The organism is Nitrospira defluvii (assembly GCF_905220995.1).
GTDB classification, from domain to species: Bacteria; Nitrospirota; Nitrospiria; order Nitrospirales; family Nitrospiraceae; genus Nitrospira_A; species Nitrospira_A defluvii_C.
On the sequence record NZ_CAJNBJ010000001.1, the window covers coordinates 1,152,665 to 1,175,621 of the forward strand.

Consider the following 22,957-nt stretch of genomic DNA (forward strand, 5'->3'; position numbering starts at 1 on the left):
CGGGCCGCTCGAATTCAAGCGGCTCACGGAGTGATTACTCGCCCTCGTCGGGCACCCCTTCTTCGCGTTCGACGAGTCGTACCACCGCAACCACGCGATCCTCATCGCCATCCACGTCGAGCAAGCGAACGCCCTGGGTATTGCGCCCGATTTCCCGGATGTCGTCGACCTTGCAGCGCAGCACCTTTCCTTGAGCCGCCATCACCATGATCTCATCTTCGCCGCGTACCTGGAGGAATCCGACCGCAGGCCCGTTCCGTTCCGTGGTTTTGACACTGATGATGCCTTTACCACCTCGGCCCTGCACCCGATACTCATTCACCGGCGTCCGCTTGCCGTATCCGCCCTCGGTGACGGTCAGAATGGCGGTCGTTGAGTCGGGGGTGATGGTCTCCATGCCGATGACCTCATCACCCGGCTCCAACGTGATCCCGCGCACCCCGTGAGCCGTCCGTCCCATGGCACGCACATCTTCTTCTTTGAATCGAATGGTAATACCCTGCTTTGTGCCCAGCAGAATTTCGCGCTGACCGTCCGTGAGGTCCACCCCGATCAGTTTATCACCCTGATCGAGCGAGAGGGCAATGATGCCGCCTTGGCGCGGATTGCTGTAGGCTGACAATTCTGTCTTCTTAATCACGCCCTGTTTCGTGCCCATGATCACGAAGCGATCGGTACGGAACTCCTTCACCGGTAACGTCGCCGTGACCTTTTCGTCTTTCGAGAGCGCGAGCAGATTGACCAGGGCCTTGCCTTTCGCGGCCCGGCTGGCCTCAGGAATTTCATGCACCTTGAGCCAATAGACTTTTCCCGCATCGGTGAAAAAGAGCAGAGAATCGTGCGTGGAGGCCGTGAAGAGGGTTTCGACAAAATCCTCTTCCTTGATACCCATGGCGATCTTGCCTTTGCCGCCGCGGCGCTGGGCTCGATAGAGCGTGACCGCATTGCGTTTGATGTAGCCGGCATGAGAAATCGTCACGACGACTTCTTCCTCGGCGATCAGGTCTTCGAGCGTCAGTTCGGCTTCCTCCTTGACGATCTTGGTACGCCGCTCATCCTGATACTTCTCCTTGATCTCGATCAGTTCATCCTGGATGATCTTCCGCACCAAGGCCTCGCTGCCGAGCACCGAGCGCAGATACTCGATGGTCTTCAACACCTCGCGATACTCTTCCACGAGCTTGTCGCGCTCGAGCTGGGTGAGTCGCTGCAGCCGCATTTCCAGGATGGCATTGGCCTGAATCTCAGACAACCGGAACTGTTGCATCAGGCCCGTACGCGCCACATCCGGCGATTGCGACCGGCGAATCAAGGCGATCACGGCATCCAGGTTGTCGAGCGCGATCTTGAGCCCTTCGAGAATGTGCGCGCGTTCTTCCGCCTTGCGCAGATCGTAGGCGGTACGTCGCACGACGACTTCGCGCCGATGCTCGACAAAGGCTTCCAGGATCCGCTTCAGGTTGAGCACTTCCGGCCGGTTGTTGACGAGCGCCAGCATGTTCACGCCGAAGGTCGTCTGTAACTGACTGTGCTTATACAAGTTGTTCAGGACCACGAGCGGAATCTCGTTTCGCTTCAACTCGATCACGACCCGGACGCCTTCCCGGTCGGATTCGTCGCGGATATCGGAAATGCCGGTGACACGGTCTTCCTGCGCCAGATCGGCAATCTTCTCGATCAGCTTCGACTTGTTCACCTGATACGGAATTTCGGTGATGATGAGCCGCTCGCGATCGGTCCGTTCATCCGTTTCGATCGCAACCTTGGCCCGGACCGTCAGGAGCCCGCGTCCGGTCTCATACGCATCCTTGATGCCGGACGTGCCGTAAATGAAGCCGGCCGTGGGGAAGTCGGGCCCGGGAATCTTCTTCATCAGCTGCGCGATGGTGACGTCGGGATTCTCCAGCAACAACAGCAACCCCTCGATGACTTCACCCAGGTTGTGCGTCGGAATGTTGGTCGCATAGCCGACGGCGATTCCGCCCGCACCGTTCACCAGCAGATTTGGCACGCGGGACGGCAGCACCAGCGGCTCCACGCGCGACTCGTCGTAGTTGGGCCCGAAGTCGACCGTCTCCTTTTCGATGTCCGCCAACAGCTCTTCGGCCAGCTTCGTCAACCGGGCTTCGGTGTACCGCATGGCCGCGGCCGCGTCGCCATCCATCGAACCATAGTTGCCCTGGCCGTCCACCAGCATGTAGCGCATGTTGAAGTTCTGCGCCATGCGCACGAGCGTGTCGTAAATCGCGGAGTCGCCATGGGGATGGTAATTACCCATGATTTCGCCCACGATCTTGGCCGACTTGCGGTAGGGCCGGTTCGAGGCGAGCCCCATCTCATTCATGCCGTGCAGAATGCGCCGGTGCACCGGCTTCAATCCGTCCCGGACATCAGGCAGCGCACGGCCGACGATCACGCTCATCGCATAATCGAGGTACGACGAGCGCATCTCATCTTCGATCGCAATCTGGCCTAAGCGTTCATCTGGCGGCATCTACCCTCCACCGAATGCTGAAAAATGGTCCCTGGCTTCGTTCTCGGCTCGAGAGGTCCTCAACGTACCCCGGAGGGTACGCCTCCGGTCCTCTCTCGCCTACGGCCTTGCCGGAGAGCCATTTTGAGCATCCGCCGAATCAACAAAAAATTCTTCGTTTCCCAGCGGATTTCCTATACGTCCAAATTGCGCACTTCCATCGCATGTTGCTGAATGAAATTGCGCCTGGGCTCAACTTCGTCGCCCATGAGAATCGTGAAAATTTCATCGACGCCGGTTATGTCTTCGAGCTTCACCCGCAGCAGCGTTCGTTTCTCCGGATCCATGGTGGTTTCCCAGAGCTGCCCCGGATTCATCTCGCCCAGCCCCTTGTATCGCTGAATGTTCAATCCCTGTTTGCCTTCTTCAAGAATGGCTTGCACCAGCTCGGCTGAGCCGTTCTTGCGGACTTCGGCCCCCTTGATCTTGATCGTGTAGGGCGGTTTCCCCAGCCCCATAGCTGAGGGCGCCTGTTTCTGCAGTTCGCGAAAATCAGCCGACCCCACCAGCTCATGCGTGATGTCGACCTGATGCGACATGCCTGCCGTGGCGACCTTGCATACCAGTTTGCTGGTCTGGTGTTCTTCATCCTCAAGAATCTCGATCGTCGGCTCGGCCTTCGGGTACAGCAAGCCCAGCGCAGCCTTGGCATCGGCGACGATCGTCTGCAAGGCGGCCTGATCTTTTAATGTCTCCCGAGTCAGACCGGGCTGATCCACAAAGACACGCAGCATGTTGGCTTCATGATGCTTCTTGTTCACCTTGTGCAGCAGGCTTTCGAAGGCGATCAGTTTTTTCAGGACCGGCAGCAGACGGCGACCCGTGAGCGTGTCCTGGCCGTTCTCCAGCCGAACCTCGACCTCCTCGACGGCCAAATCCGCGAGGTATTCGTTCATCGCCGGTTCGTCCTTGAGATACCGTTCCGTCTTGCCCTTCTTCACCTTAAACAGGGGAGGCTGCGCGATATAAATGTAGCCGCGCTCCAGCAGTTCCGGCATCTGGCGGAAGAAGAACGTCAGGAGGAGCGTGCGGATGTGGCTGCCGTCCACGTCGGCGTCCGTCATGAGGACGATCTTGTGATACCGTGTGCGCGCGATGTCGAACGCTTCCTTGTCCGGCTTGTCGCTGTCTTCCTTTTTTCGACCGATGCCGGTGCCGAGCGCCAGAATCAGTGTGCGGATCTCATCGCTGGTCAGCATTTTGTCGAAGCGGGCCTTCTCGACATTCAGAATCTTGCCCTTGAGCGGAAGAATCGCCTGGAACTTGCGGTCGCGCCCCTGCTTGGCGGAGCCGCCGGCCGAATCTCCCTCGACGATGAACAATTCGCTCAACGCGGGATCTTTCTCGGAACAATCGGCGAGTTTCCCCGGCAAGCTGCCTCCGTCCAAGGCGCTCTTCCGGCGGATGAGCTCCTTGGCCTTGCGGGCCGCTTCGCGGGCACGGGCCGCATCCACGGCCTTGCCGATGATCTTCCGAGCGACCGGCGGATTCTCTTCAAAATAGGTGCCGAGAGCCTCATTGACCGCCGCCTCGACGATTCCCTTCACCTCGCTGTTACCCAATTTCGCCTTCGTCTGCCCTTCGAACTGCGGATTGCGGACCTTCACGCTCACCACGCCCGTCAGGCCTTCACGCACGTCGTCGCCGCTGAGGGATTCCGTGTCCTTTTTCAGCAGATCATTCGCGTTGGCGTAACTGTTGATCGTGCGGGTCAAGGCGGCTTTGAACCCCACCAGGTGAGTCCCGCCCTCCTTGGTGTTGATGTTGTTCGCAAACGAGAACAGATTTTCGGCGTATCCGTCGTTGTACTGCAGCGCCACCTCCAGGATGAGATCGGGCTTCTCGACCTTCACGTAGATCGGTTTGTGAAGCGGCGTTTTGGCCTCGTTGAGGTGATCCACAAAGGAGACGATGCCGCCCTTGTAGTGAAAGATCTGTTCCTTTTCTTTCCGGTCATCCTTGAGGGTGATCGCCAGGCCCTTGTTGAGGAAGGCGAGTTCGCGCAGCCGTTGCGCCAGCACGTCGAAACTGAATTCGAGCGTCTCGAAGATCTGACCGTCCGGCTTGAACCGGACCTTCGTGCCGCGACGTTTGGTCTTTCCGGTTACGGCCAGCGGGGCCTGGGGTTTTCCACGTTCATACCGTTGTTCGAAGACCTGGCCGTCCTGCCAGATTTCCAGCTCCAGCCATTCCGACAAGGCGTTCACCACCGAGATGCCGACGCCGTGCAACCCGCCCGAGACCGTATAGGCGCCCTGCTCGAACTTGCCGCCCGCGTGCAGGACGGTGAGGGCGACTTCCGCCGCTGATTTCTTTTGGGTGGGATGCATGCCCGTGGGGATACCGCGGCCGTTGTCGACAACCGTCACGCTGCCGTCGATATGAATCGTGACTTCGATCGCTTCGCCGAACCCGGCCATGTGTTCGTCGACGCTATTGTCGACGACTTCATAGACGAGATGGTGCAACCCGTCGACCCCGGTGCTGCCGATGTACATCGCCGGCCGCTTCCGCACGGCGTCGAGGCCCTCGAGAACTTTGATCTGATCCGCGCTGTAACTGTCGGATTTCGGTTTGGTGGTCGTGTCCTGCTGGTCGTCCTTGGCCATTCAGCTCCTTGGTCGATGTTTTCAGTCTTCAGCCATCAGCTTCAGCCTGGGGCGATCCGCTGATCGCTGCACGCTGACTGCTGATCGCTCGTTCAGATCTTGATCGGCATCACGACGCATTTGAATCCGGGACTTTCAGGCTCCTGAATCAGACAGGGGCTCAAGGCCGTATCCATTTGCAGCGACACCGATTCTCCATCCATGACGCTTAATGCGTCCAAGAGGTAGCGGGCGTTGAAGCCGGTATGGAGCACCTCGCCCTCGTACTGCGCCGCCAATTCTTCCGTCGCTTCACCATAGTCCGGGTTGCTGGAGAACAGCGTCATGCCGCCCGGGGCAAACGAGAGTTTCACGGCATTGGCTTTGTCTTTCGACAGCACCGACACCCGGCGCAAGGCGCTTTCCAACAAGCCTCGATTCACCACAATCCGCTTGCCGCTTTCCTTCGGCACCACCTGTTGATAGTTCGGATAGTTCCCTTCCATGAGTCGGGAGGTGAGCAGCAGCCCGCTTTTCCGGAAGATCATGAGGTTCTTGGTGAACCCGATCAGCGGCTCCTCGTCACCGCCTTCCTCGAGGAGGCGCCGCATTTCGTGAGCGGCTTTCTTGGGAATGATCGCCTTGATGTCCTGCGTCAACGGCTTCGCGTTCGGGCCGCCGACCTCACGCTCCGCGACGGCCAACCGGTGGCCGTCGGTACCGACCAGGCGCAACAGCGTGGTCTTTTTGTCGGTCGTCGTGAGGCTGACGAGCAGACCGTTCAGAATGTACCGCGCGTCGTTGTCACCGGCGGCAAACAGCGTCTTCCGGATCAATTCCAACAATCCCGCACCGGCCAGCGGCGTCAACCCCTCGCGCTCGATGGAAGGCAATGCCGGATAGTCGCTGCTCGGCAGGCCGACGACCTTGAACTGACTCTTACCGGACTGGATCGTGGTCCAATTGTTGTCCCCCGAGGTCAGTTCGATCTCGCCGCTCGGCAATTCCTTGATGATCTCGTACAACTTGCGCGCAGAAATGGTCACGCCCCCGGCCTCCAACACGGAGGCCTTGTAGAGCCCGCGCATACCGAGTTCTAAATCGGTTGCTACGATTTCCGCACCGTCATGCTTGGCTTCCAACAGAATATTCGAGAGGATGGGCATGGTGTTCCGCTTTTCGACGACACCCTGCACCCGCTGCAGGCCCGTCAAGAGTTCCTCTCGTCCGATGCGTACCTTCATGGTCGATCCCCCTCAGAGCGCGTTCACGCTCTCAAAATCTGTTCTTTCAGGCCTTCCAGCGTGGTGTGCAAGGCACTGTCGGCTTCCTTCGCCTTGCTGATCTGCCGGCAGGCGTGAATGATCGTGGTGTGATCCTTCCCCCCGAACTGACGGCCGATCTCGGGAAATGACGCGTCGGTCAGCTCCCGGCAGAGGTACATGGCGATCTGACGGGGATGGACCAGGGTCTTACTTCGGCGGCGCGATTTCAGATCGGCAATCTTCAGGTGGTACTTCGCCCCCACCGCTTCCTGGATGTCTTCGATCGAGACGATCTTCTTCTTGTCGCCGATGAGATCACGCAACACGTTCTTGGCCATCTCCAGCGTGATCGCTTGTCCCGTGAGCGAGGAATAGGCCCCGACCCGCACGAGGGACCCCTCCAGTTCACGGATGTTGTTCTTCATCGTCGTGGCGAGAAAATGAATCACCTCTTCGGGCAGCGCGATGCGTTCATCCTCGGACTTCTTGCGCAAGATGGCGATACGTGTCTCGACATCCGGCGGCTGCAGATCGGCAATGAGACCCCATTCGAACCGGGAACGAAGCCGCTCCTCGATATCGGGCATATCTTTCGGAAAACGGTCGCTCGACAAGACGATCTGCTTCCTGGCCTCGTAGAGCGTGTTGAAGGTATGAAAGAATTCTTCCTGCGTCCGTTCCTTGCCCGCCAAGAACTGAATATCGTCGATCATCAGCATGTCGACGTTGCGGTAGCGTTTGCGCAGGTCGATCATTTTGTCGTACCGGATTGAATTGATCACTTCGTTCGTAAACTGTTCCGTGGTCAGGTAGGCGATACGCAGATCGCTCCGTTCAGCCAGGTAGTTCCCGATCGCATTCAATAAATGCGTCTTCCCCAGTCCCACTCCGCCATAGAGAAACAGCGGGTTGTAGGCCTTGGCCGGCTGTTCCGCCACCGCCATGCAGGCCGCATGGGCGAACTGGTTCCCGGCCCCGACGACGAAACTCTTGAACGTGTACTTCGGATTGAGCTGAATACCGCGCTTCGATCGGGACGCCACAAAGCCACGCCCACCCGCATCGTGAGAGGACGCCTCCTGCTGGACAGGAGCGGACGTCTGCTTATTATTAATGACAAAAGAGACGTCCATGCGACCGCCGCCCTGTGCCGCCGAGACGGCCTCTGCCAACAGGTCGTGATAATGCTCGCCAAGCCACTCGCCGAAAAACTTATTCGGCACAGCAAGGTAGGCCGTCGTATCTTCAACCCGATCCAGGACGACCGGTGTAAACCAGGTCTCATAGACCTGCTTCGGCACCTTCTCCTGAATATAGACAAGGGCGTCATCCCACATCTGATTCATCGTAGTATTTCAATAGCTTATAAATGTTCACAGGCTTATCAACAGGTGTGGATAATATCGCGGGATGCCCCTGTTTTCCTGGTCTCGCGCGGTGCCTCTCTACCCGGTTCCTGTGGACATCCTAATCCTATTTCGACCGTCGGTAGATCTCCTACACAGTCCCCCTCACCTTATCCCACAACACACCCTGCCTTATACACCATCTCATCAACATGGGCTAGGTTCTTCCATCGCCAACAATGACGCACCTCTTCACCGCCATCCACAGAACTCACAGTACCTACTCCTACTCCGACGGCTACGGATTTTCTCTTTCTAGAGAAGAGAGATAAGAGAAGAGTCGTCAGGTCATAACACAATGGTTGTCTCATGCTCAGCAATTAAGGTCACGAGATCGCGATAGGAAATGACAGACTTCGAACCAGGGCTCCCTGACGTCTCCGATTCCGGTGAAAGCACATACACAGGACCGGGAAAGGATGGTGTCGAACCCACCGCCAGTTCGAGAAGGACCAGGGATGCAGTACCGGCCGCGTGAGTGTCCTCCGGCGAAGGCAACAGCGATTGGCTGGGATCCTGAATCGGTTGCCGAAGCAGATATAAGGTCTTTCGAGTGGTCATCTCATCTCACCCTGATTAAAAGACCAAGACGCGATCGGCTGCCGTCATGGCTTGCCGTGCCGATTCCAAGGTCCCGTCCGTGACGGCAAATCCGTCCAGCAGCGCCGGTTGTGGCCCTGGGTCCTGCACGAGGAGAAAGGGAATTTGGAGGTGCTCGAATGAGGGGAGGTATTTTTCGAGGATGTCGAGATCGACGATCTCCTCCGTGTCCTCGGCTAAGAGCAGAACAGCCGACCCCATGAGCACGACGGTAATAGGATTTTCTCCGGCGGCCAAACCCAATGCGATGCGAAGTGCCTCAACCGGTAGGGCGGAGGTGCGAGGGTCTTGGCGGATGATCAACACGATGGAAGCAGTCGCGGCCACAGTCATGTCCTTAGGAGCATTGTCAGGTGAAGGCTAGGAAACGGTCGCAGCCGTTGACGATATTGGAAAGCACCACCAAACCACAGAGGGAAATCCTGGAATCCAGCTGATCCGTGGAGACCCCATGTTGCTGACAGCCGTAGGCACAGACGAACAACTTCATGCCGCGCCCGACAAGGTCGGCATACCGGGGGTCACGAAGGTTCTTCACCCCCTCGTCGATGCAATAGAGGTACACATCATGGCCTTGGGCGATGGCTTCGGATGACAACCGGGCGACCGTCTCCACACTGGGGTGGGACGGGGCTGTGGATAAAAGGATCCCGACCTTCTTGGCGCTCATACGACGTCGTCTGTGGAAAAAGTTTAGGAGTGCTTAATAATCAATGGTTTGAATATACCGAAATGCAAGCGGAGCGTACGAATTTTGGGAAGGAAAGTCAACTAGAAAAAGGGGTGGATACGCTGGTGAGGAGTCGGCTCTGCAGGGAGGAAACCAGTTCTCGAATAGGGAAATCCTCCTGTGCTTTCGTCTGCATATTGCGGAGGGTGGCGATGCCCTTGTCGATTTCGTCGTCACCAAGGAGGATGGTATAGAGAGCTCCAAGACGATCCGCCTGACGCAAATGGGCCTTTAATGACGCAGAGCGGAAGTCCATATCTGCTGGAACCCCAGCCCGGCGCAGTTCGTCAAGCAGCGAGAATCCCGCATCAGCGCCTTTCGTGCCAAACGCAGCTACGTAAACCCTTGGGGTGGAAGGGATCACGACGGCCTCCGGCAACATCAACGCGATCCGCTCAAGACCGACAGCAAACCCAACCGCCGGGACGGCCGCACCGCCGAGTTGTTCGACAAGGCCGTCATATCGCCCACCGGCGCCGACGGCATTCTGCGCACCTAGATGTGAACAGGTGACTTCAAAGGCCGTGAGGCAATAATAATCGAGACCGCGGACCAGACGAGGGTTCATGTGAAAAGGAATGCCTATAGCCTGCAGGCCGGCCGTGACCCGTTCAAAGTGGTCACGCGCCGCCGGCGAAAGGGAATCGGCGAGGCGGGGCGCATCCTCCGTGGCAGTCCGGCAATCCGGGACCTTACAGTCCAGCATGCGCAGGGGATTCGCTTCGATCCGGCGCTGACAGTTCGCGCAGAGATGTTGTTCCACACCCTTCAGAAACGCGACGAGCACAGGTTTGTACCGCGCCCGATCGTCCGTATAGCCGAGGTTATTGATTTCCAAGGTGAGCCCGGGTAGCGACAGATCGGACAACAGACGCCAGAGAAGAGACATGACTTCGACATCGGCGCGCGGGTCCGCCACACCAAAGGACTCCACCCCGAACTGGTGAAACTGCCGGAGACGACCGGCTTGGGGGCGCTCGTGGCGGAACATAGGACCGGCGTAACAGTATTTCTGCGGCCTGGGATCGGCGGCGCGATTATGTTCGATGAACGCGCGCACCGTGCCGGCCGTCCCTTCCGGGCGGAGGGTCAGGGAGGACCCATCCCGATCGGCGAAGGTGTACATCTCCTTTTCGACGATGTCGGTAGTCGCGCCGATGCTCCGCGCAAACAACGTTGTGGTTTCGAAGATCGGGACACGGATCTCCTGAAACCCGTAGCGGAGTGCCCAACGCCTGGCGGTCTCCTCGATGAACCGCCAGCGTGGAGACTCTTCCGGCAGGAGATCCTTCACACCTTTAATCGCTTTAATCATCACGCTGGTGGCCTGTTTCCGGTCGTTTGTGCGGGACTATAACGGCGGGATTACGGGCAAGTCAACGCAATCTGTCGTTATGCGGCGGACCCTCGTACCTGTCATGGTCGGCATAGGTCATGCGCTCCGGCGCGAGGCGAACCGGAGTCGCAGCCCCTGCAGGGCTACCTCGCGGAACGGTGCGGCCATTCCTGGGGAATGTCCCCAAGGTTGCACCCAGTTCGCCGCGGAGGTATAGTGCCGAGCTTGTAAAAAATTCGGCGGTTCATTGTGCCTTCTTCGTAATGCTCGATCACCCAAGTGCCGTGCCCAACGTGGGATATTTATGACGACTCCCGCCCGCCGCGTCATCGCTCTGGCTCCGATGCCACCGGAAAAGTCCGCCTACGCCCTGGCGCGCTACAGCCGGTCCCCGGATTCCATCGAAGAAAGTCTCAAGTGGGTCCACGGGCACTCCTCGGAAAAATTCTGGGAGCAGTTCTATTTCGACTATGGCCATGGGTCGATTGCGGACCTCGGCCACGTCATCATCTGTTTCGAACAGATTTCTGAGCTGGCTGCGATCCGCTTGGAAGATGAACAAGTCTGGGATGGTCAGGCCAAATCGAGCCGATATCAGAATTTTTCCTCCACCGGTTGGTATATGCCGGACACCATTCGCGGGCAGGAAACGGAGGCGGTGTATCTGGGCATTTTGCGCAGCCTCTCGACGGTGTACCGGGCCCTGCACGATCCCTTGAGTCAGTTCCTCACCGAGCGTGAACCGCGACCTGACAGCATGACCCCCGCAGCGTATCAACGGGCGATTGCCGCGCGGTCGTTCGACGTCACCCGTTATCTGCTGCCCCTGGCGGCGCAGACGAACGTCGGGCAAGTGGTCAGCATTCGCACGCTTGAAAAGCAGATCACCCGCTTGCTCTCCTCGCAAATCCCCGAACTTCGCCAGATCGGGGAGGAATTGCAGGAAGCCTGTCGCAAGCCGCCGGTGAATGTGTGGGGGGAATTGTGCGGGCAGACGGCGGGCGCCGGGGAGCCGATGGCCCCGACGCTGGCGCGGTATGCCAAACCGAACGTGTATCAGGCCGAGGTCTATAGCGACCTTGCCCGTCACGCGAAAGAAGCCTTGAAGGGGACCGGGTTGGATCAACCGTCCGCCTGGGGGGCCGCAGAGCCGGTGGATTTGATCGAGCCACATGATCCGCTTGATGAAGTGGTCACGACGCTGCTCTATCGTGCCTCGCAAGCTCCCTATCGAAAGATCCTGGCGGTGGTGCGCGACTGGACGGAGCAACAAAAGCAGGACACCTTGGAAGTCGCGTTCCGCAAACGCGGCCCGTACGACGAGTTGATCAAGGAGTTCCGGAGCGGGTACGCATTCGTGTTCGACGTCCTGATGGATATCGGCGGCTGGCGCGACATGCACCGGCATCGGCGTTGTCAGCAGGTGCAGCAGAATTTCACCACGGTGCACGGTTTCGACACGCCGCCCATTCTGGCCGAGGCCGGACTCGAACAGGAGTATCGCGAGGCCATGGGGCATGTGAAATCCGATATCGAGCAGCTCCGCAAGTCGAGCCAGGAAGCCGCGCTCTATGCCATCCCCTTCGGCTTTTCCGTGCGCTGTCTCTTCAAGATGGACTTCGCCGAAGCGGAATATATCGCCAAGTTACGATCCGGGGTGAAGGGGCATTGGTCCTACCGCACCATCGCCTGGCTCATGAAAGAAAAAATCACCGAACGATATCCCGTGCTCGGCGCGCGCATGCAGGCCACTTCGCCCGACGTGCAGGATGCGTTGACGCGCTGACCGGCATCCAGCCATCTCATGAATCAGCCCATCCACAAGATCGAAACAGCTCTCCTTGCGGGCGACTGGGACCGGTTGGGGTACGAAGCCGGGGTTTGGGTTCGTGCGATCGACGCGGCCGGCGAAAAGGACCCTCGTCCCTATTTTGCGTTGAATGTGACGCACCTGATTCGAGGTGAATTCGCCGATGCGTGGCGGGTGCATGCCCATGCGCTGCAAGAAGCCGCCGACATCGACCGGGTGGGAGACTGGCTCCAGACGATTCTGAAACAGCATCCCGACAATGCGCAGGTGAATTTGGTGCAGGGGATGTTTCTGGCGCAGTCCGGGCAGTCGGAACAATCGATAGTGTTTTACAAAGAAGCCGCGAAGCTCGCCCCTCAGTCGGCCTACCCTCATTACTTTTTGGCTCAGATCCATGAGCGGGCGTCCCATCTCGAAATGGCCATTAAGGAATATCGTGAAGCGGTGAAACTGGACCCGTCATTCGCCGCCGCGCGCACCAATCTCGGCGTCGCCTATCAGGAACAGGGTCGGCTCGAAATGGCCATCCCGCAATATCGGGAAGTCATCAAGTTGAATCCGAACGACGCCGTCGCCCATGCGAATCTCGGTTGCGCGCTGGCGGAGCAGGGAAAGGTGGAACCGGCGCTGCAGTCGTACAAAGAGGCGTTACGACTCAACCCGAACGATGCCGAAATTCACTTTGCGCTCGGCGGTGTCTATGAAACCAAAGGCCGCATAGATCTCGCCATGAAGGAGTATCGCGCAGCCACCGAGGCCAATGCGGACCTGGCCCCCGCCCATACCGCCCTCGGCTGGTTGTTGATGGAGCAAGCCCGCCCGACCGAGGCGATGGACGCGTTCAACCGAGCCGTCAAAGCCAACCCCGAGGACGCGCAAGCGCTGTACGGTATCGGCCGGATTTACGCCGCCAAGGGGAAACGGGAAAGTGCCGCCGAGAATTTCGCCAAAGCCATCCGCTTCGAAAAAGATCCCGCCAAGAAAAATGCCATCATGAACGCCCTCCTCGCCAGCGGTCAGGTAGGGGATTGAGGCCTGCAGGGTCGCCCCTCCCGTGCTTACGCAACGCGCGCCCTCGGAAGGACCTCGACCGACGCGCGCAGGGGAAGCACATCCTCTCAGCTCCCTTGCCGAGGTGGAAATGGCGGGAATCAAGCTATGGACGGTTTTGCGGGAGTGTGACGAACGTCGCCGGCAGGAGTATTAGAGTTCCCGGATGGCGCCTTGCAGGACGGTCATCTGGGTCATGGGGTCGCCGGAGGCTTGGAGCTCTGCGCGGATCTGTTCTTTGAGGTAGGTGGTGTAGCCGATTTTGTCGATGAGGAGGTCGAGAAAACGTTCGGAGGACAGCAGGCTCTGCGCCTTCAGTTCGTCGATGGTCTCGTCGCTCACCGGCACATAGCTGCTGCCGATGTGGAAAATGATATTGTAGTGGCGATCGCGCCCGAGCCGTTCGAACCGTAGTCCCTTCACGTGCCGTCCTTCCTCTTACAGGCCAACGGGGGCACATTGTAGACAATCACCGGGGAGAAGACAAGGTCAGCTGTGCCCGAAACGACAGGCCGGCTGGGCTTCCTGCCGGTCTCTGGCTTCAGGATTTCCCGCTTTTCTTGCCGAAGTAGTCGCGCCGGCTGACGGCCACATCCGACACGAACATCACGCCGGAATGACGCTCGAACAGCGGCCGGAGTCCGGCGAGCACCGGCTCGACTTTTTCCTCCGGCACCACGGCCATGATCATGATCAGGCTTTCCTGCTCGCTGAACATAAAGTGGGCCTCGCGTACGCCGTGATGGCCCTTTCCCGAGATGTTACCGATGATGGTGTACCCGGTCGCTTCCACCTTGTCCAGCAACTCCGTGACAAACGGCCGATGCTCCCCGGATACGATGACGCGAATTTCCTTCATGGGATGCAACGTGAGTGCGGCCATCTCTCCACTCCTTTGAAAAAGATCCTGCGAGTTCTTCCTGATGTCTCGTGTGCGTTAGGTGTCGCCGGGGTGCCTGATTCGACGCCAGACTCCCGACGGCATGTAGCGGTACCAAATTCCATCCTCAGGGTCCAGCGCGGCCAGATGGACCCACTCGTTGTGGTAGAAATGCTGCAAAATCTCATGCCGGGCGATGAGTTGTTCAATCCGGGTCCGCGAGGCCTCCACCAGTGTCAGCAGACGCATGGGTTCGTGGTACGGCACCTCGTCGTTCATGACGGTCTGCCAGGCCAGACCGAGCCGCAGGTCGCTCCAGGGACCGGCCATGATACCGATGCGCCCGACGACGTTGTGATAGATCTTGCTTCCGCTTCCATACACGTCGTTGTCGGCGGCCGAGAAATAATGCTCCATGTTGATCCACTGCGCCACCACCTGGGGCGCGGTCAGGAGCACTTCCAGCCAGCGGGCGGTCGGATCTTCCCGATGGTCGTAGGACTGGAGGAAGACACGTCCGCCCAAATTTAATCCCTTCGTCAATTCCCGGCGGCCGATGATGAACGTTGTGTTCCCGGAGAGGCCCCATTCGGGCCGGACCTGGCTCCAGTCCGCGCTGCGTCCAGCCACATGGGCCGAGGCCTTGTCGAGGGCCAGAACCGCACCGACGTCGGGAAACCGCGTGCAGCGCTCCTGGCTGGTGAGCTGGGCCGCCTCCCGCAAATCGTCATACAGCCGTGCGACGTCTTTACGATGGGTCGGGGGCGCGTCTTCAAGGTCGAAGAGCTGCACCTCGTCGGTTGTGGTGTCGACTTGCCCGGCGAGGAAATGAGTATCGGGTGGAATCTCAATGCCGCGTTTCGCCAGCCGCTCGCGCACCGGCGGCCGGTTGGCCATGGCGGCCAGGACGCGGGCATTCGGTTTTCCTTCGTTGCCGCCGCAGGCGCCGCAGTCCAAGGCCGACTCGAAGGGATTGTTCTCCGTCGTGCTGCCGTGGGCGCAGAAGAGCACCAGTCGCGCAAAATTTCGTACCAGCCCCATCATGCGCAAGGCGGTTTCGACCGTCAGGACCTGCTCGTCGAGCGTAAAGCCGGTGCGAGTGATGCGTTCCTTCTGGCGCGAGGCCGCGCGGCGATTGATCCGGTAGTGGCGGCGCAAATCGTCGAGGAATGTGGCCAACTGCTCGGCTGACAGATCGACCGCTTTGGCGGCGTCAGTCAGGTACGGTTCGACGGGCGCCTCCTCATCCAGTGCACGCCGCCGGAGGGCCTCCACGAACTCGGCCTCGACGCGAGAGCCGTGGAGCCCGAGTTGGTCACGCAACGCTTTCCAGATCAACGCGCGTTGCTCGGAGACGACCATTTCCTCGGTTTCGGCCGGCGCCAGTTTATCCACCGTCAAGATGGTCGCGATCGGCGGAACAAACAATCGCCGTACCCAGGTGGTCAGGCGTTTGTATAGCGCGGGCACCAGGGTTTTGGCCATCATGGGGAGAGCATAAAACCAGCCGAGCGACTCCACCATGACGTACGGGGTGACCACGTTTTCTTTCAGGTCATGCAACAGGGTATGTCCGGCGTGGACGAGTTTGGCGCGCGACTGATGTTTGGAGACGTAGTGATCCAGATAACTGCGCGGAATCTCGCGGACTTCGTTCTTGGCGCGCATGATGACGGGGAATTGCTCCGTCTCATGTTCCTTGCCCCAGGCCCGGTAGCGGATAAAGACGGCGAAGAATCCGGCGAAGCCATAGGTGTCGTTGGCGCCCGTCGATTCCAGATGGCGGCGAAACGGCTCGGAGCGCACATCGATGCAAAAGACCGATTGCGAATGGGGCCGGACCGGCGGCCGGTGGTCGGGAGTCGCCGGCTGCGGTTTGGTCGGTGTGCGCTGCAACATCCCGAAGAGATGCTCGTGATACCCGGCCTCGAAGGCGTTCAGCCACACCGGGCCATGCGCCGATTCGGGAAACGCGTCCATCCAGTCCAGGAGTTGGCGTAGCGCCGGCAGCGGAGCGTCCATCAAGAGCGTCGGCACAATCTGAAGCGCCTGGGCGAGTGTGAGCAAGCGGCGAGCCATGCTTCGCTGCGCAGCCCGCTCCCGGCGTGGGCCATACTCGATCTGGTAGTGATGGGTCAGTTGCTCCCATTCCCGTGTGAGTCGAGCGTTGTTCTGGGTGGAGCCGGCCTTGGCGTGGAGCCGGGCCACGCGATCGACATAGGCGGCGGGTAGCCGACCGGCGACCCATTCCTTCCGTATGAAGTACGCGTGGGGCTGCTGGTCCATGAAGCGCAAGACGGCGCGATAGGTGCCGTCGATGCCCAAGTCGTGCTGACAGACCTTCTGGACCAGCTCCCGCACGTACCACAGCCGGACGGCCAGAAATTTCACCAGGCCGACAGGGTAGGCCTGCTGCCAGGCGTAGTCATTTTCCTCCGCCCGCCATTTGATGAAACCGGCCCATCCAGGCAGCGCCGCGAGCTGGAGGGACAGGTAGTCCTGCCTGAACTCCACCGGGATGGCGAGCGCTTCCAGACAATCGAGTACCACGTCTTCCGGATGTTCCGGGAGCGCGGCAATTTTCCGGCGGCTGTCTTCGATGCCGCAGGTCATCCACTCCTTCCCGGCGGCCTGTTTCCATGCGGCATAGAAGCCTTGATGCCGTTCCGGCATCGGCCAGGCGGCGTGACCCTCGTCGAGGAAGGCTTCACACCATTTGACGAGTTCACCGTTAATCTGGTCGACGATCGTGGTCCCCATGGTTCGGTCGCACCAGCTCGACAGTGTCAACTCCCGTCCGAGGGCCGTCACATCCTCGCGGATGGCGGCGGCCATGCGTTCCTGCACGTTCGGCGTGCAGAATGACACGAGGCGTTCGGCCAACACGTCGATGGGTTCTTCGTCCGGCGCCGGTTCCATGAGCCGGTCGAATGGCTCGTCGGTTGGACGGGAGAGGCCGTGGGTCAGGCAGGCTCGCAAGACCTCGCGATGCGCGATGCGACAGGATCCGAGGTCGACTTCGTCAGGACGCGCGAGGGTGGCCAAGGCCTCGTCCACGTGCCGGACCAGAATGCGGCCGGACTTCAAGTACCGCCGATACATGTCGCCGGAGAGGTAACCGTTCCCGCCCAAAAACTGCTTGCCGCGGCGGACCGTCTCGGTAAACGGGAGATACTCCAGGCTGTGCAACGGATTATGGTGGACGAACGTGCGCATGGGCCAGTACTGCGCGATGACCTCGCTGGCCAGTCGAATCGTCCCTCGCAATTCCATGCGGCGGGCTTCGAGATCGCTGTGTCCGGGTGTCTGGCTCACCGGGTCCATGTGTCCCCCTGCGAGGCGGTCGAGAGGGGAGGCGTCGGCGCGTTCGACTCGAACCATCGTGAGGGCGCCGTTCCGAGCACCAGTAACAGGAACAGCAGTAGCACGAGCGACATGAATTCCGTCCGGCGGAGATCTTCGTAACGGAGCTCCGCGTGCGCCCGGCCGAACACGAGTTGTTGCACGAGTTCCATCTGGTACCAGGAGGCAGTCAACCAGACGAGCATGATGACGGCGAAGGGTCCGGATGGGGTAAAGGTCGGTAGGAGCAACATGCTCAAGAAGCCGGAAAACACGCCGAACGGCGGCATGCCCAAGGCGGCGAGCGCGAGCAACGCCAGCAGCGTGCTGAAGCGGGGCATGGGATAGGCCATCCCGCCGAGCGTGCGAAGATCCACGTCGCCGTACCGCGCTCGGATCGCGAACCAGGCCAGCAGGAGTCCGCTGGTGGCGAGCCCGACGGCACTGAGGTAGATCGTGGCGGGAATCGGCGCGGTTCCCGTATCGGCGACGTACCACCAGAGCAGGCAGAAGAAGGCCAGCGCGGCATAGGCGAGTCGAGGCAGCGGTCGCGATTGAATTAATGCCCGCAACGATCCGTAGACGGCGCCCGCGAGGGCCAGAATCGCCAGGGTGTGGAGCACTGTCCCGGACAAGGTCGGGAGCAGGACCTGCAAGTCGTGAAACCCGACCATGGGTAGCAGTAAGGCCAGGAATGCGGGGAGATTGCCCGGCAACCCGCTCAACGATGCCACGAATCCACTGTGGAGGGGCAGTAGAGGGAAGAGCGTCGCGCACGCCATCAGGCCGGCGATGTCCGATGCCGGAGCCGGAAGCACGAGGGCCACGAGGATTGCGATGATGCCCAACCCGTAGGACGCCAGGCCTCGCCAGGTGTCCGGCGCAGAAACTGGTTGATGTCGGTACAACACACCGCACAGGAGGATCAGCAGCAGGAGGAGCAGGATTCCATGGACGAGTCCCTGGCTTGTCAGGGTGCCGAGTCCCAGGCCCAGCAGGATGAGGGTCATGGGCCAGGCCGGACTCGTGTCCCGGTGCAAGGGCTGGCCAAGCAGCGACAGACAGGCCGTCAACGGCAGCAGGCAGAGAAAGGGGACACCCACAGAGGGCTCGCCCAGAGCCAGGGCCGAGCCGATGATAGAGCACAGGCTGACCACCGTGGTGATCAAGGCGGCCGTTTTCATCCGCGAAAGGGCGGCTCTCAACAGCCAGCTGAGTCCCGCGCCGAGGATCGGAACGGCGAGGAGCAGCCATGGTGTCATCCAGGCTCGCATCATGACTCGCCTCCGGGTGCGGCCACTCCCCGACGGTCGAATCTGCGTGACGTGCGGGTAATCACGACAGGCGTTTCTCCAACCGATGGGCGACGTGGGTCACGAGACGGCCGAGTTTGAGGTAGAGCTGATCCAGGTAGAGTCGGTTCATGCACACCACATAGAGGCGAACGAGGAACGCCTCGATCCAGCCGGGAATCGTGATGGTACGGCCATGGGCGTGGGCATAGAGATAGACCCAGCTGAGCACCGTCAGTAGAGTGGTGCCGACCACCAGGCTATCAAAGAGCCGTCCGGGAAGCGCTGCTGCCTTAAAGTAGGATGCCACCTCCTCAGCGTTCGGGTAGAGGAAATGGGTAAAGCTCTCCACCGCGAACAGGTAGGTGAAGACCACGATGATCAGGGTCACCAGCATGGCGGCGGACACTTTCCACGAAGCCACGGCGCGTATGCGCGTCAGCGAGAGGATGGCCTGTGACGAGGTGACCCAGATGAAAAACAGGAAGATCACCGTACCTTGTGATTCGAGCAACGGAATCCTTAGCACGCCATGGGTGACCAGCAGGATGACCAGCGGGAGCAACAGCGTAGTGAAGAATCCGGTGGACCAGGTCAGGCTGGAGAATTCGCTTTCCTCCGCCTCCCGATCAAGGTGGGGAAACGACGGCTCCTGGCGGGCCTTGTGGATGACGTTCCCGCAGTTCAGAAACACGGTGCCCTTGAAGAGCCCGTGGGCGATCAGATGGAACACGGCGAGGGAGAAGGCGCCCAGACCACATTCCATGATCATGTAGCCCATCTGCCCGATCGTCGAGAAGCCCAGCGTTTTCTTGATATCGTTTTGAGTCAACATCATGGTGGCGCCGAGCATAGCTGTCAGCATGCCGATGACGAAGACCAGGTGCAATGTCGACGGACTCAGGCCGTACAGCGGGGCGAGCCGGTTCAGCAGGAACCCTCCGGCGTTGATAATGCCCGCGTGCAAGAGGGCATGGATCGGCGTCGGCGCGTAGAGTGAACGGGGCAACCAGGTGTGAATCGGGAACTGGGCCGACTTGCCCATCGCGCCGCCGAAAATGAGCAGCGTCACCGCGGTCACGCCGTTCATCTCCCAGCCGAGTTCCGGCCAGATGAACAGCGTGATGGGCGTCTCCGTGGCGCGTGTGAACAGTGTCTGAAACTCGAACGTGCCGTAGAGGGAATAGGCCAGGACAATGCCTGCGAGAAACGCGGCATCGCTGAGTCGCAACATGGTGAAGGTGTTGGCGGCGCCGGAGAGGGTGGCGCCGTGGCCGTGATTGTGTGCGAGCAGGAACAGCAGCCAGGAGAGAATTTGCCAGAAGATGAACAGCATGACGAGATTGGCGCTGGAGACCATGCAGAGCAGCACGGAAGTCGTGAGGCCCAGCATGCCCAGATAGCGCCGATACCCGCGATCCTGATACATGTAGCCCATGGAATAGCGATAAATGAGCGTGGTGACGCCGGTGATGAGCACCATCATGACGGCGCTGAGCCGGTCGATATAGAACCCGATCGGGAAGGCGAGATTGGCGACGGCGGCCGGATCGTACAACTGGATGGTGACCGGTCCCCCGGTGGTCACCAGCACTAGGGTGAGCAGGGCGCCCAAGAAGGAGGCGACGATCGGAAGGAGTCCGGCCCTCGCATTCTGGTCCTGTTCGGCGCGATCTCCGGTCATCACGATGAACGCCGTCAATAACGGCAACAGCGGGACGAGGACGAGGAAAGCCATGCCGACCCCTTGTGTTCCATGAAAAGAAAAAGGCCAGCCGACGGTCCTTGCAACAACAAGGAACCAGCGACTGGCCTGCACTGTCCCCGGCCTTTCCCTCTGGGGAAACACCGGCAAGACCCTACTGCCTGTCTCATCGCATCACTGGCGTGGGTCCGGGCCGCACGGATCACGGCCTTTCGTCGGCACCACGGAAAACTTCGGTAGATGTAGCCGTGCCCCCTTGGAATTGCAAGTGAAAAGTCGGCCAAGGCGGAGGGCCGCCGGGGCTACGTCGGTTCATGCCGCGTGAAGGGGGTTGGAGTAGGCAAGCAGCCGCGACTATAATCCCTTCGGCCATTGTTTGCGATTATGTGAGAAGGATCACCATGCCCGTGCCCAGCAAGGGAGAAAAGGAAGCCGCCGTCCGGACGGCGATCATCAAGTTTGAGCAGGAATTCCTCGGACGAGGTCCTGACGAGGTCAGGGTGTTCATTGTGCGCGACATGCTGGTCGTGCGCTTGAAGGGGGTCCTGACGCTGGCCGAACGCCAATTGGCCAAGACCGCGGAAGGCATCGATATGGTGAAACGGCTGCGTCAGAATCTCATTGCCCAGGGCCGGGAGCGTCTCTGCGAACAGGTGACGGACCTCATCGGGGCAAAGATCACCGCCCTCTTCACCGACATCGATACCGTGGTCGGCGAACGTATTTTTGTCTTCACGTTGGAGTCCGATGTGGAAGCCAACTTTCGATAATGGTCATGACACGCCACACGTTGGAAACGCTCCGCTTCGATAATCGTTATGCGCGGTTGCCCGAGGCCTTTTATGCCAAGGTGAATCCGACCCCCTTCAGCAGCGCGCCGTTCCTGATCAGCGCGAACCGGTCGGCCACGGAGCTGCTCGACCTCGACCCTCGCGAGGCGATGCGACCCGAGTTTGCCGGGGTGTTCGGCGGCAGTCTGCTCGTACCGGGGATGGAGCCGCTGGCTATGCTCTATTCCGGTCATCAGTTCGGTGTGTATGTGCCTCAGCTCGGTGATGGCCGGGCGATTCTCCTGGGAGAAATCGTCAACGGGCGTGGCGAGCGGTGGGACCTGCATTTGAAAGGCGCGGGCATGACCCCGTTTTCCCGCGACGGGGACGGGCGGTCGGTGCTCCGCTCAGCGATCCGCGAATATCTCTGCTGCGAAGCCATGCACGGACTCGGCATTCCGACGACGCGCGCCCTCTGTCTGGTCGGCAGCGACGACAAGGTCTATCGCGAGCAGGTGGAAACCGGCGCGACCATCGTCCGCATGGCGCCTTCGCACGTGCGGTTCGGCAGCTTCGAGATCTTCTATTACCGGAAGCAGCACGAGCATTTGCAGCGATTGGCCGATTACGTGATCGAGTCGCATTTTCCTCACCTCGTGCCGGTGGCCGACAAATATCTCCGGTTCTTCGCCGAGGTGGTCGAGCGCACGGCCAGGCTGATCGCCCATTGGCAGGCGGTCGGTTGGTCGCATGGTGTGTTGAACACCGATAACATGTCGATCCTGGGACTCACGCTCGACTATGGGCCCTACGGGTTCATGGACGACTACGATCCCGGCTTTATCTGCAATCACTCAGACTATAACGGGCGCTACGCCTTCAACCAGCAGCCCTACATCGGACTGTGGAACCTGAGTTGCCTCGCGCAGACCCTGTTGCCCTTTGTGCCAAAGGAAGACCTGAAGGCGGTGCTGGACGGTTATCAGGGGATGATCGAAGGGGCGTATCAGGCGCACATGTCGAACAAGTTGGGATTGGTGGAGAAGCGTGAAGCAGATACGGTTCTGTCGGATGAGTTGAAGTCGCTCATGGCCGGAAGCCGCGTCGATTACACGATCTTCTGGCGCGAGCTCGGCACCTTCTCCTCCGACCCTGCGGCGAAGAACGAACGGCTGCGGGAGCATTTCCTCAATCCGGAACAGTTCGATGCCTGGGCCGGCCGGTACCGAGAACGGTTGAGGGCGGAGCAGAGTCGCGATGAGGAACGGCGCGTCCGCATGGATCGCGTCAATCCCAAATACGTGCTGCGCAACTATCTCGCGCAAGGGGCCATCGAGAAGGCGCAACAGAAGGATTACACGGAGATCGACCGCCTGCTGGACCTGCTTCGCGATCCCTATGCCGACCACCCTAGCATGAATTCCTACGCCGCGGCTCCGCCGAACTGGGGCAAGCACCTCAGTGTGAGCTGTTCGTCGTAGACACTGACTTCTGTCCGCTGTCCCCAACAGCAAGCTCGCGGTATCCGATTGGATACGGTGATGTATCCTCGCCGATACGACAACCCTCCACATCGTCTCACATGAGACGTGCAAAGCGCCGATTCTCCAGTCCATTGAGCGTCTACGTAGTTGGCACGAGAGATGCTGC

17 protein-coding genes are annotated in these 22,957 nt (G+C 59.9%); 4 read left to right on the plus strand and 13 right to left on the minus strand.

All coding sequences use genetic code 11. From position 1 onward, the window contains the following. Positions 1-34 precede the first annotated feature (34 nt). The 8 genes from gyrA to hisS all read right to left on the minus strand — a co-directional run bounded on the left by gyrA (position 35) and on the right by hisS (position 10,437). Positions 35-2,494 carry a DNA gyrase subunit A gene (gene gyrA / locus KJA79_RS05600; RefSeq protein ID WP_213040996.1) on the minus strand — a complete coding sequence of 820 codons (2,460 nt, stop codon included), beginning with the start codon at positions 2,492-2,494 and terminating at the stop codon, positions 35-37. A gap of 173 nt (positions 2,495-2,667) precedes the next feature. Beyond that, positions 2,668-5,142 (minus strand): DNA topoisomerase (ATP-hydrolyzing) subunit B, encoded by a 2,475-nt coding sequence (gene gyrB, locus KJA79_RS05605; RefSeq protein ID WP_213040997.1) that lies wholly within the window; start codon positions 5,140-5,142, stop codon positions 2,668-2,670. Between the two features lie 92 nt (positions 5,143-5,234). Then, positions 5,235-6,365 carry a DNA polymerase III subunit beta gene (gene dnaN / locus KJA79_RS05610; protein WP_213040998.1) on the minus strand — a complete coding sequence of 377 codons (1,131 nt, stop codon included), beginning with the start codon at positions 6,363-6,365 and terminating at the stop codon, positions 5,235-5,237. A gap of 23 nt (positions 6,366-6,388) precedes the next feature. After that, the gene (dnaA, locus tag KJA79_RS05615; protein WP_213040999.1) at positions 6,389-7,732 is read right to left on the minus strand and encodes a chromosomal replication initiator protein DnaA; all 1,344 of its coding nucleotides are present in this window, start codon (positions 7,730-7,732) and stop codon (positions 6,389-6,391) included. A gap of 348 nt (positions 7,733-8,080) precedes the next feature. Continuing rightward, positions 8,081-8,353 (minus strand): hypothetical protein, encoded by a 273-nt coding sequence (locus KJA79_RS05620; RefSeq protein ID WP_213041000.1) that lies wholly within the window; start codon positions 8,351-8,353, stop codon positions 8,081-8,083. Positions 8,354-8,368: 15 nt separating this feature from the next. Beyond that, positions 8,369-8,719 carry a DsrE family protein gene (locus KJA79_RS05625; RefSeq protein ID WP_213041001.1) on the minus strand — a complete coding sequence of 117 codons (351 nt, stop codon included), beginning with the start codon at positions 8,717-8,719 and terminating at the stop codon, positions 8,369-8,371. Between the two features lie 22 nt (positions 8,720-8,741). Continuing rightward, positions 8,742-9,062, minus strand: a complete 321-nt coding sequence (locus tag KJA79_RS05630) for a DsrE family protein (RefSeq protein WP_213041002.1) — start codon at positions 9,060-9,062, stop codon at positions 8,742-8,744. A gap of 97 nt (positions 9,063-9,159) precedes the next feature. Further along, complete coding sequence (gene hisS / locus KJA79_RS05635; protein ID WP_213041003.1) at positions 9,160-10,437, minus strand: histidine--tRNA ligase; 1,278 nt, start codon at positions 10,435-10,437, stop codon at positions 9,160-9,162. Between the two features lie 325 nt (positions 10,438-10,762). Between hisS and KJA79_RS05640 the strand changes: the two genes are divergently transcribed. Further along, a complete protein-coding gene (locus KJA79_RS05640; RefSeq protein ID WP_213041004.1) occupies positions 10,763-12,244 on the plus strand; it encodes an FAD-dependent thymidylate synthase in 1,482 nt (493 codons plus the stop codon). Between the two features lie 18 nt (positions 12,245-12,262). Next, on the plus strand, positions 12,263-13,300 hold the full coding sequence (locus KJA79_RS05645) for a tetratricopeptide repeat protein (protein ID WP_213041005.1): 1,038 nt from the start codon (positions 12,263-12,265) through the stop codon (positions 13,298-13,300). Between the two features lie 171 nt (positions 13,301-13,471). On the opposite strand, the gene KJA79_RS05650 is transcribed toward KJA79_RS05645, so the two are convergent. The 5 genes from KJA79_RS05650 to KJA79_RS05670 all read right to left on the minus strand — a co-directional run bounded on the left by KJA79_RS05650 (position 13,472) and on the right by KJA79_RS05670 (position 20,570). Beyond that, on the minus strand, positions 13,472-13,741 hold the full coding sequence (locus KJA79_RS05650) for a hypothetical protein (protein ID WP_213041006.1): 270 nt from the start codon (positions 13,739-13,741) through the stop codon (positions 13,472-13,474). A 118-nt stretch (positions 13,742-13,859) separates the two neighbouring features. Beyond that, entirely contained in the window at positions 13,860-14,201 is a 342-nt protein-coding gene (locus KJA79_RS05655; RefSeq protein WP_213041007.1) for a P-II family nitrogen regulator, read from the minus strand. A gap of 54 nt (positions 14,202-14,255) precedes the next feature. Then, positions 14,256-17,522, minus strand: coding sequence for a DUF2309 domain-containing protein (locus tag KJA79_RS05660; RefSeq protein ID WP_213041008.1), 3,267 nt, complete (start codon positions 17,520-17,522; stop codon positions 14,256-14,258). Beyond that, positions 17,510-18,817 carry a hypothetical protein gene (locus tag KJA79_RS05665; RefSeq protein ID WP_213041009.1) on the minus strand — a complete coding sequence of 436 codons (1,308 nt, stop codon included), beginning with the start codon at positions 18,815-18,817 and terminating at the stop codon, positions 17,510-17,512. The genes KJA79_RS05660 and KJA79_RS05665 overlap by 13 nt, the downstream gene beginning before the upstream one ends. A 58-nt stretch (positions 18,818-18,875) precedes the next feature. After that, positions 18,876-20,570: an NADH-quinone oxidoreductase subunit 5 family protein gene (locus KJA79_RS05670; protein ID WP_213041010.1), complete on the minus strand. Its 1,695-nt coding sequence runs from the start codon at positions 20,568-20,570 to the stop codon at positions 18,876-18,878. A 368-nt stretch (positions 20,571-20,938) separates the two neighbouring features. Between KJA79_RS05670 and KJA79_RS05675 the strand changes: the two genes are divergently transcribed. Together KJA79_RS05675 and KJA79_RS05680 are read left to right on the plus strand one after the other, a co-directional pair. Continuing rightward, positions 20,939-21,307: a Na-translocating system protein MpsC family protein gene (locus KJA79_RS05675; protein ID WP_213041011.1), complete on the plus strand. Its 369-nt coding sequence runs from the start codon at positions 20,939-20,941 to the stop codon at positions 21,305-21,307. 5 nt (positions 21,308-21,312) lie between these two features. Then, on the plus strand, positions 21,313-22,788 hold the full coding sequence (locus KJA79_RS05680; RefSeq protein ID WP_213041012.1) for a protein adenylyltransferase SelO: 1,476 nt from the start codon (positions 21,313-21,315) through the stop codon (positions 22,786-22,788). Positions 22,789-22,957: the final 169 nt, after the last annotated feature.

Excerpts from the sequence above, each read along its gene's own strand:
- gyrA (WP_213040996.1), bottom strand. The coding sequence starts at position 2,494 with ATGCCGCCAGATGAACGCTTAGGCCAGATTGCGATCGAAGATGAGATG.
- gyrB (WP_213040997.1), bottom strand. The coding sequence starts at position 5,142 with ATGGCCAAGGACGACCAGCAGGACACGACCACCAAACCGAAATCCGAC.
- dnaN (WP_213040998.1), bottom strand. The coding sequence starts at position 6,365 with ATGAAGGTACGCATCGGACGAGAGGAACTCTTGACGGGCCTGCAGCGG.
- dnaA (WP_213040999.1), bottom strand. The coding sequence starts at position 7,732 with ATGAATCAGATGTGGGATGACGCCCTTGTCTATATTCAGGAGAAGGTG.
- KJA79_RS05620 (WP_213041000.1), bottom strand. The coding sequence starts at position 8,353 with ATGACCACTCGAAAGACCTTATATCTGCTTCGGCAACCGATTCAGGAT.
- KJA79_RS05630 (WP_213041002.1), bottom strand. The coding sequence starts at position 9,062 with ATGAGCGCCAAGAAGGTCGGGATCCTTTTATCCACAGCCCCGTCCCAC.
- hisS (WP_213041003.1), bottom strand. The coding sequence starts at position 10,437 with ATGATTAAAGCGATTAAAGGTGTGAAGGATCTCCTGCCGGAAGAGTCT.
- KJA79_RS05640 (WP_213041004.1), top strand. The coding sequence starts at position 10,763 with ATGACGACTCCCGCCCGCCGCGTCATCGCTCTGGCTCCGATGCCACCG.
- KJA79_RS05645 (WP_213041005.1), top strand. The coding sequence starts at position 12,263 with ATGAATCAGCCCATCCACAAGATCGAAACAGCTCTCCTTGCGGGCGAC.
- KJA79_RS05655 (WP_213041007.1), bottom strand. The coding sequence starts at position 14,201 with ATGGCCGCACTCACGTTGCATCCCATGAAGGAAATTCGCGTCATCGTA.
- KJA79_RS05660 (WP_213041008.1), bottom strand. The coding sequence starts at position 17,522 with ATGGACCCGGTGAGCCAGACACCCGGACACAGCGATCTCGAAGCCCGC.
- KJA79_RS05665 (WP_213041009.1), bottom strand. The coding sequence starts at position 18,817 with ATGATGCGAGCCTGGATGACACCATGGCTGCTCCTCGCCGTTCCGATC.
- KJA79_RS05670 (WP_213041010.1), bottom strand. The coding sequence starts at position 20,570 with ATGGCTTTCCTCGTCCTCGTCCCGCTGTTGCCGTTATTGACGGCGTTC.
- KJA79_RS05675 (WP_213041011.1), top strand. The coding sequence starts at position 20,939 with ATGCCCGTGCCCAGCAAGGGAGAAAAGGAAGCCGCCGTCCGGACGGCG.
- KJA79_RS05680 (WP_213041012.1), top strand. The coding sequence starts at position 21,313 with ATGACACGCCACACGTTGGAAACGCTCCGCTTCGATAATCGTTATGCG.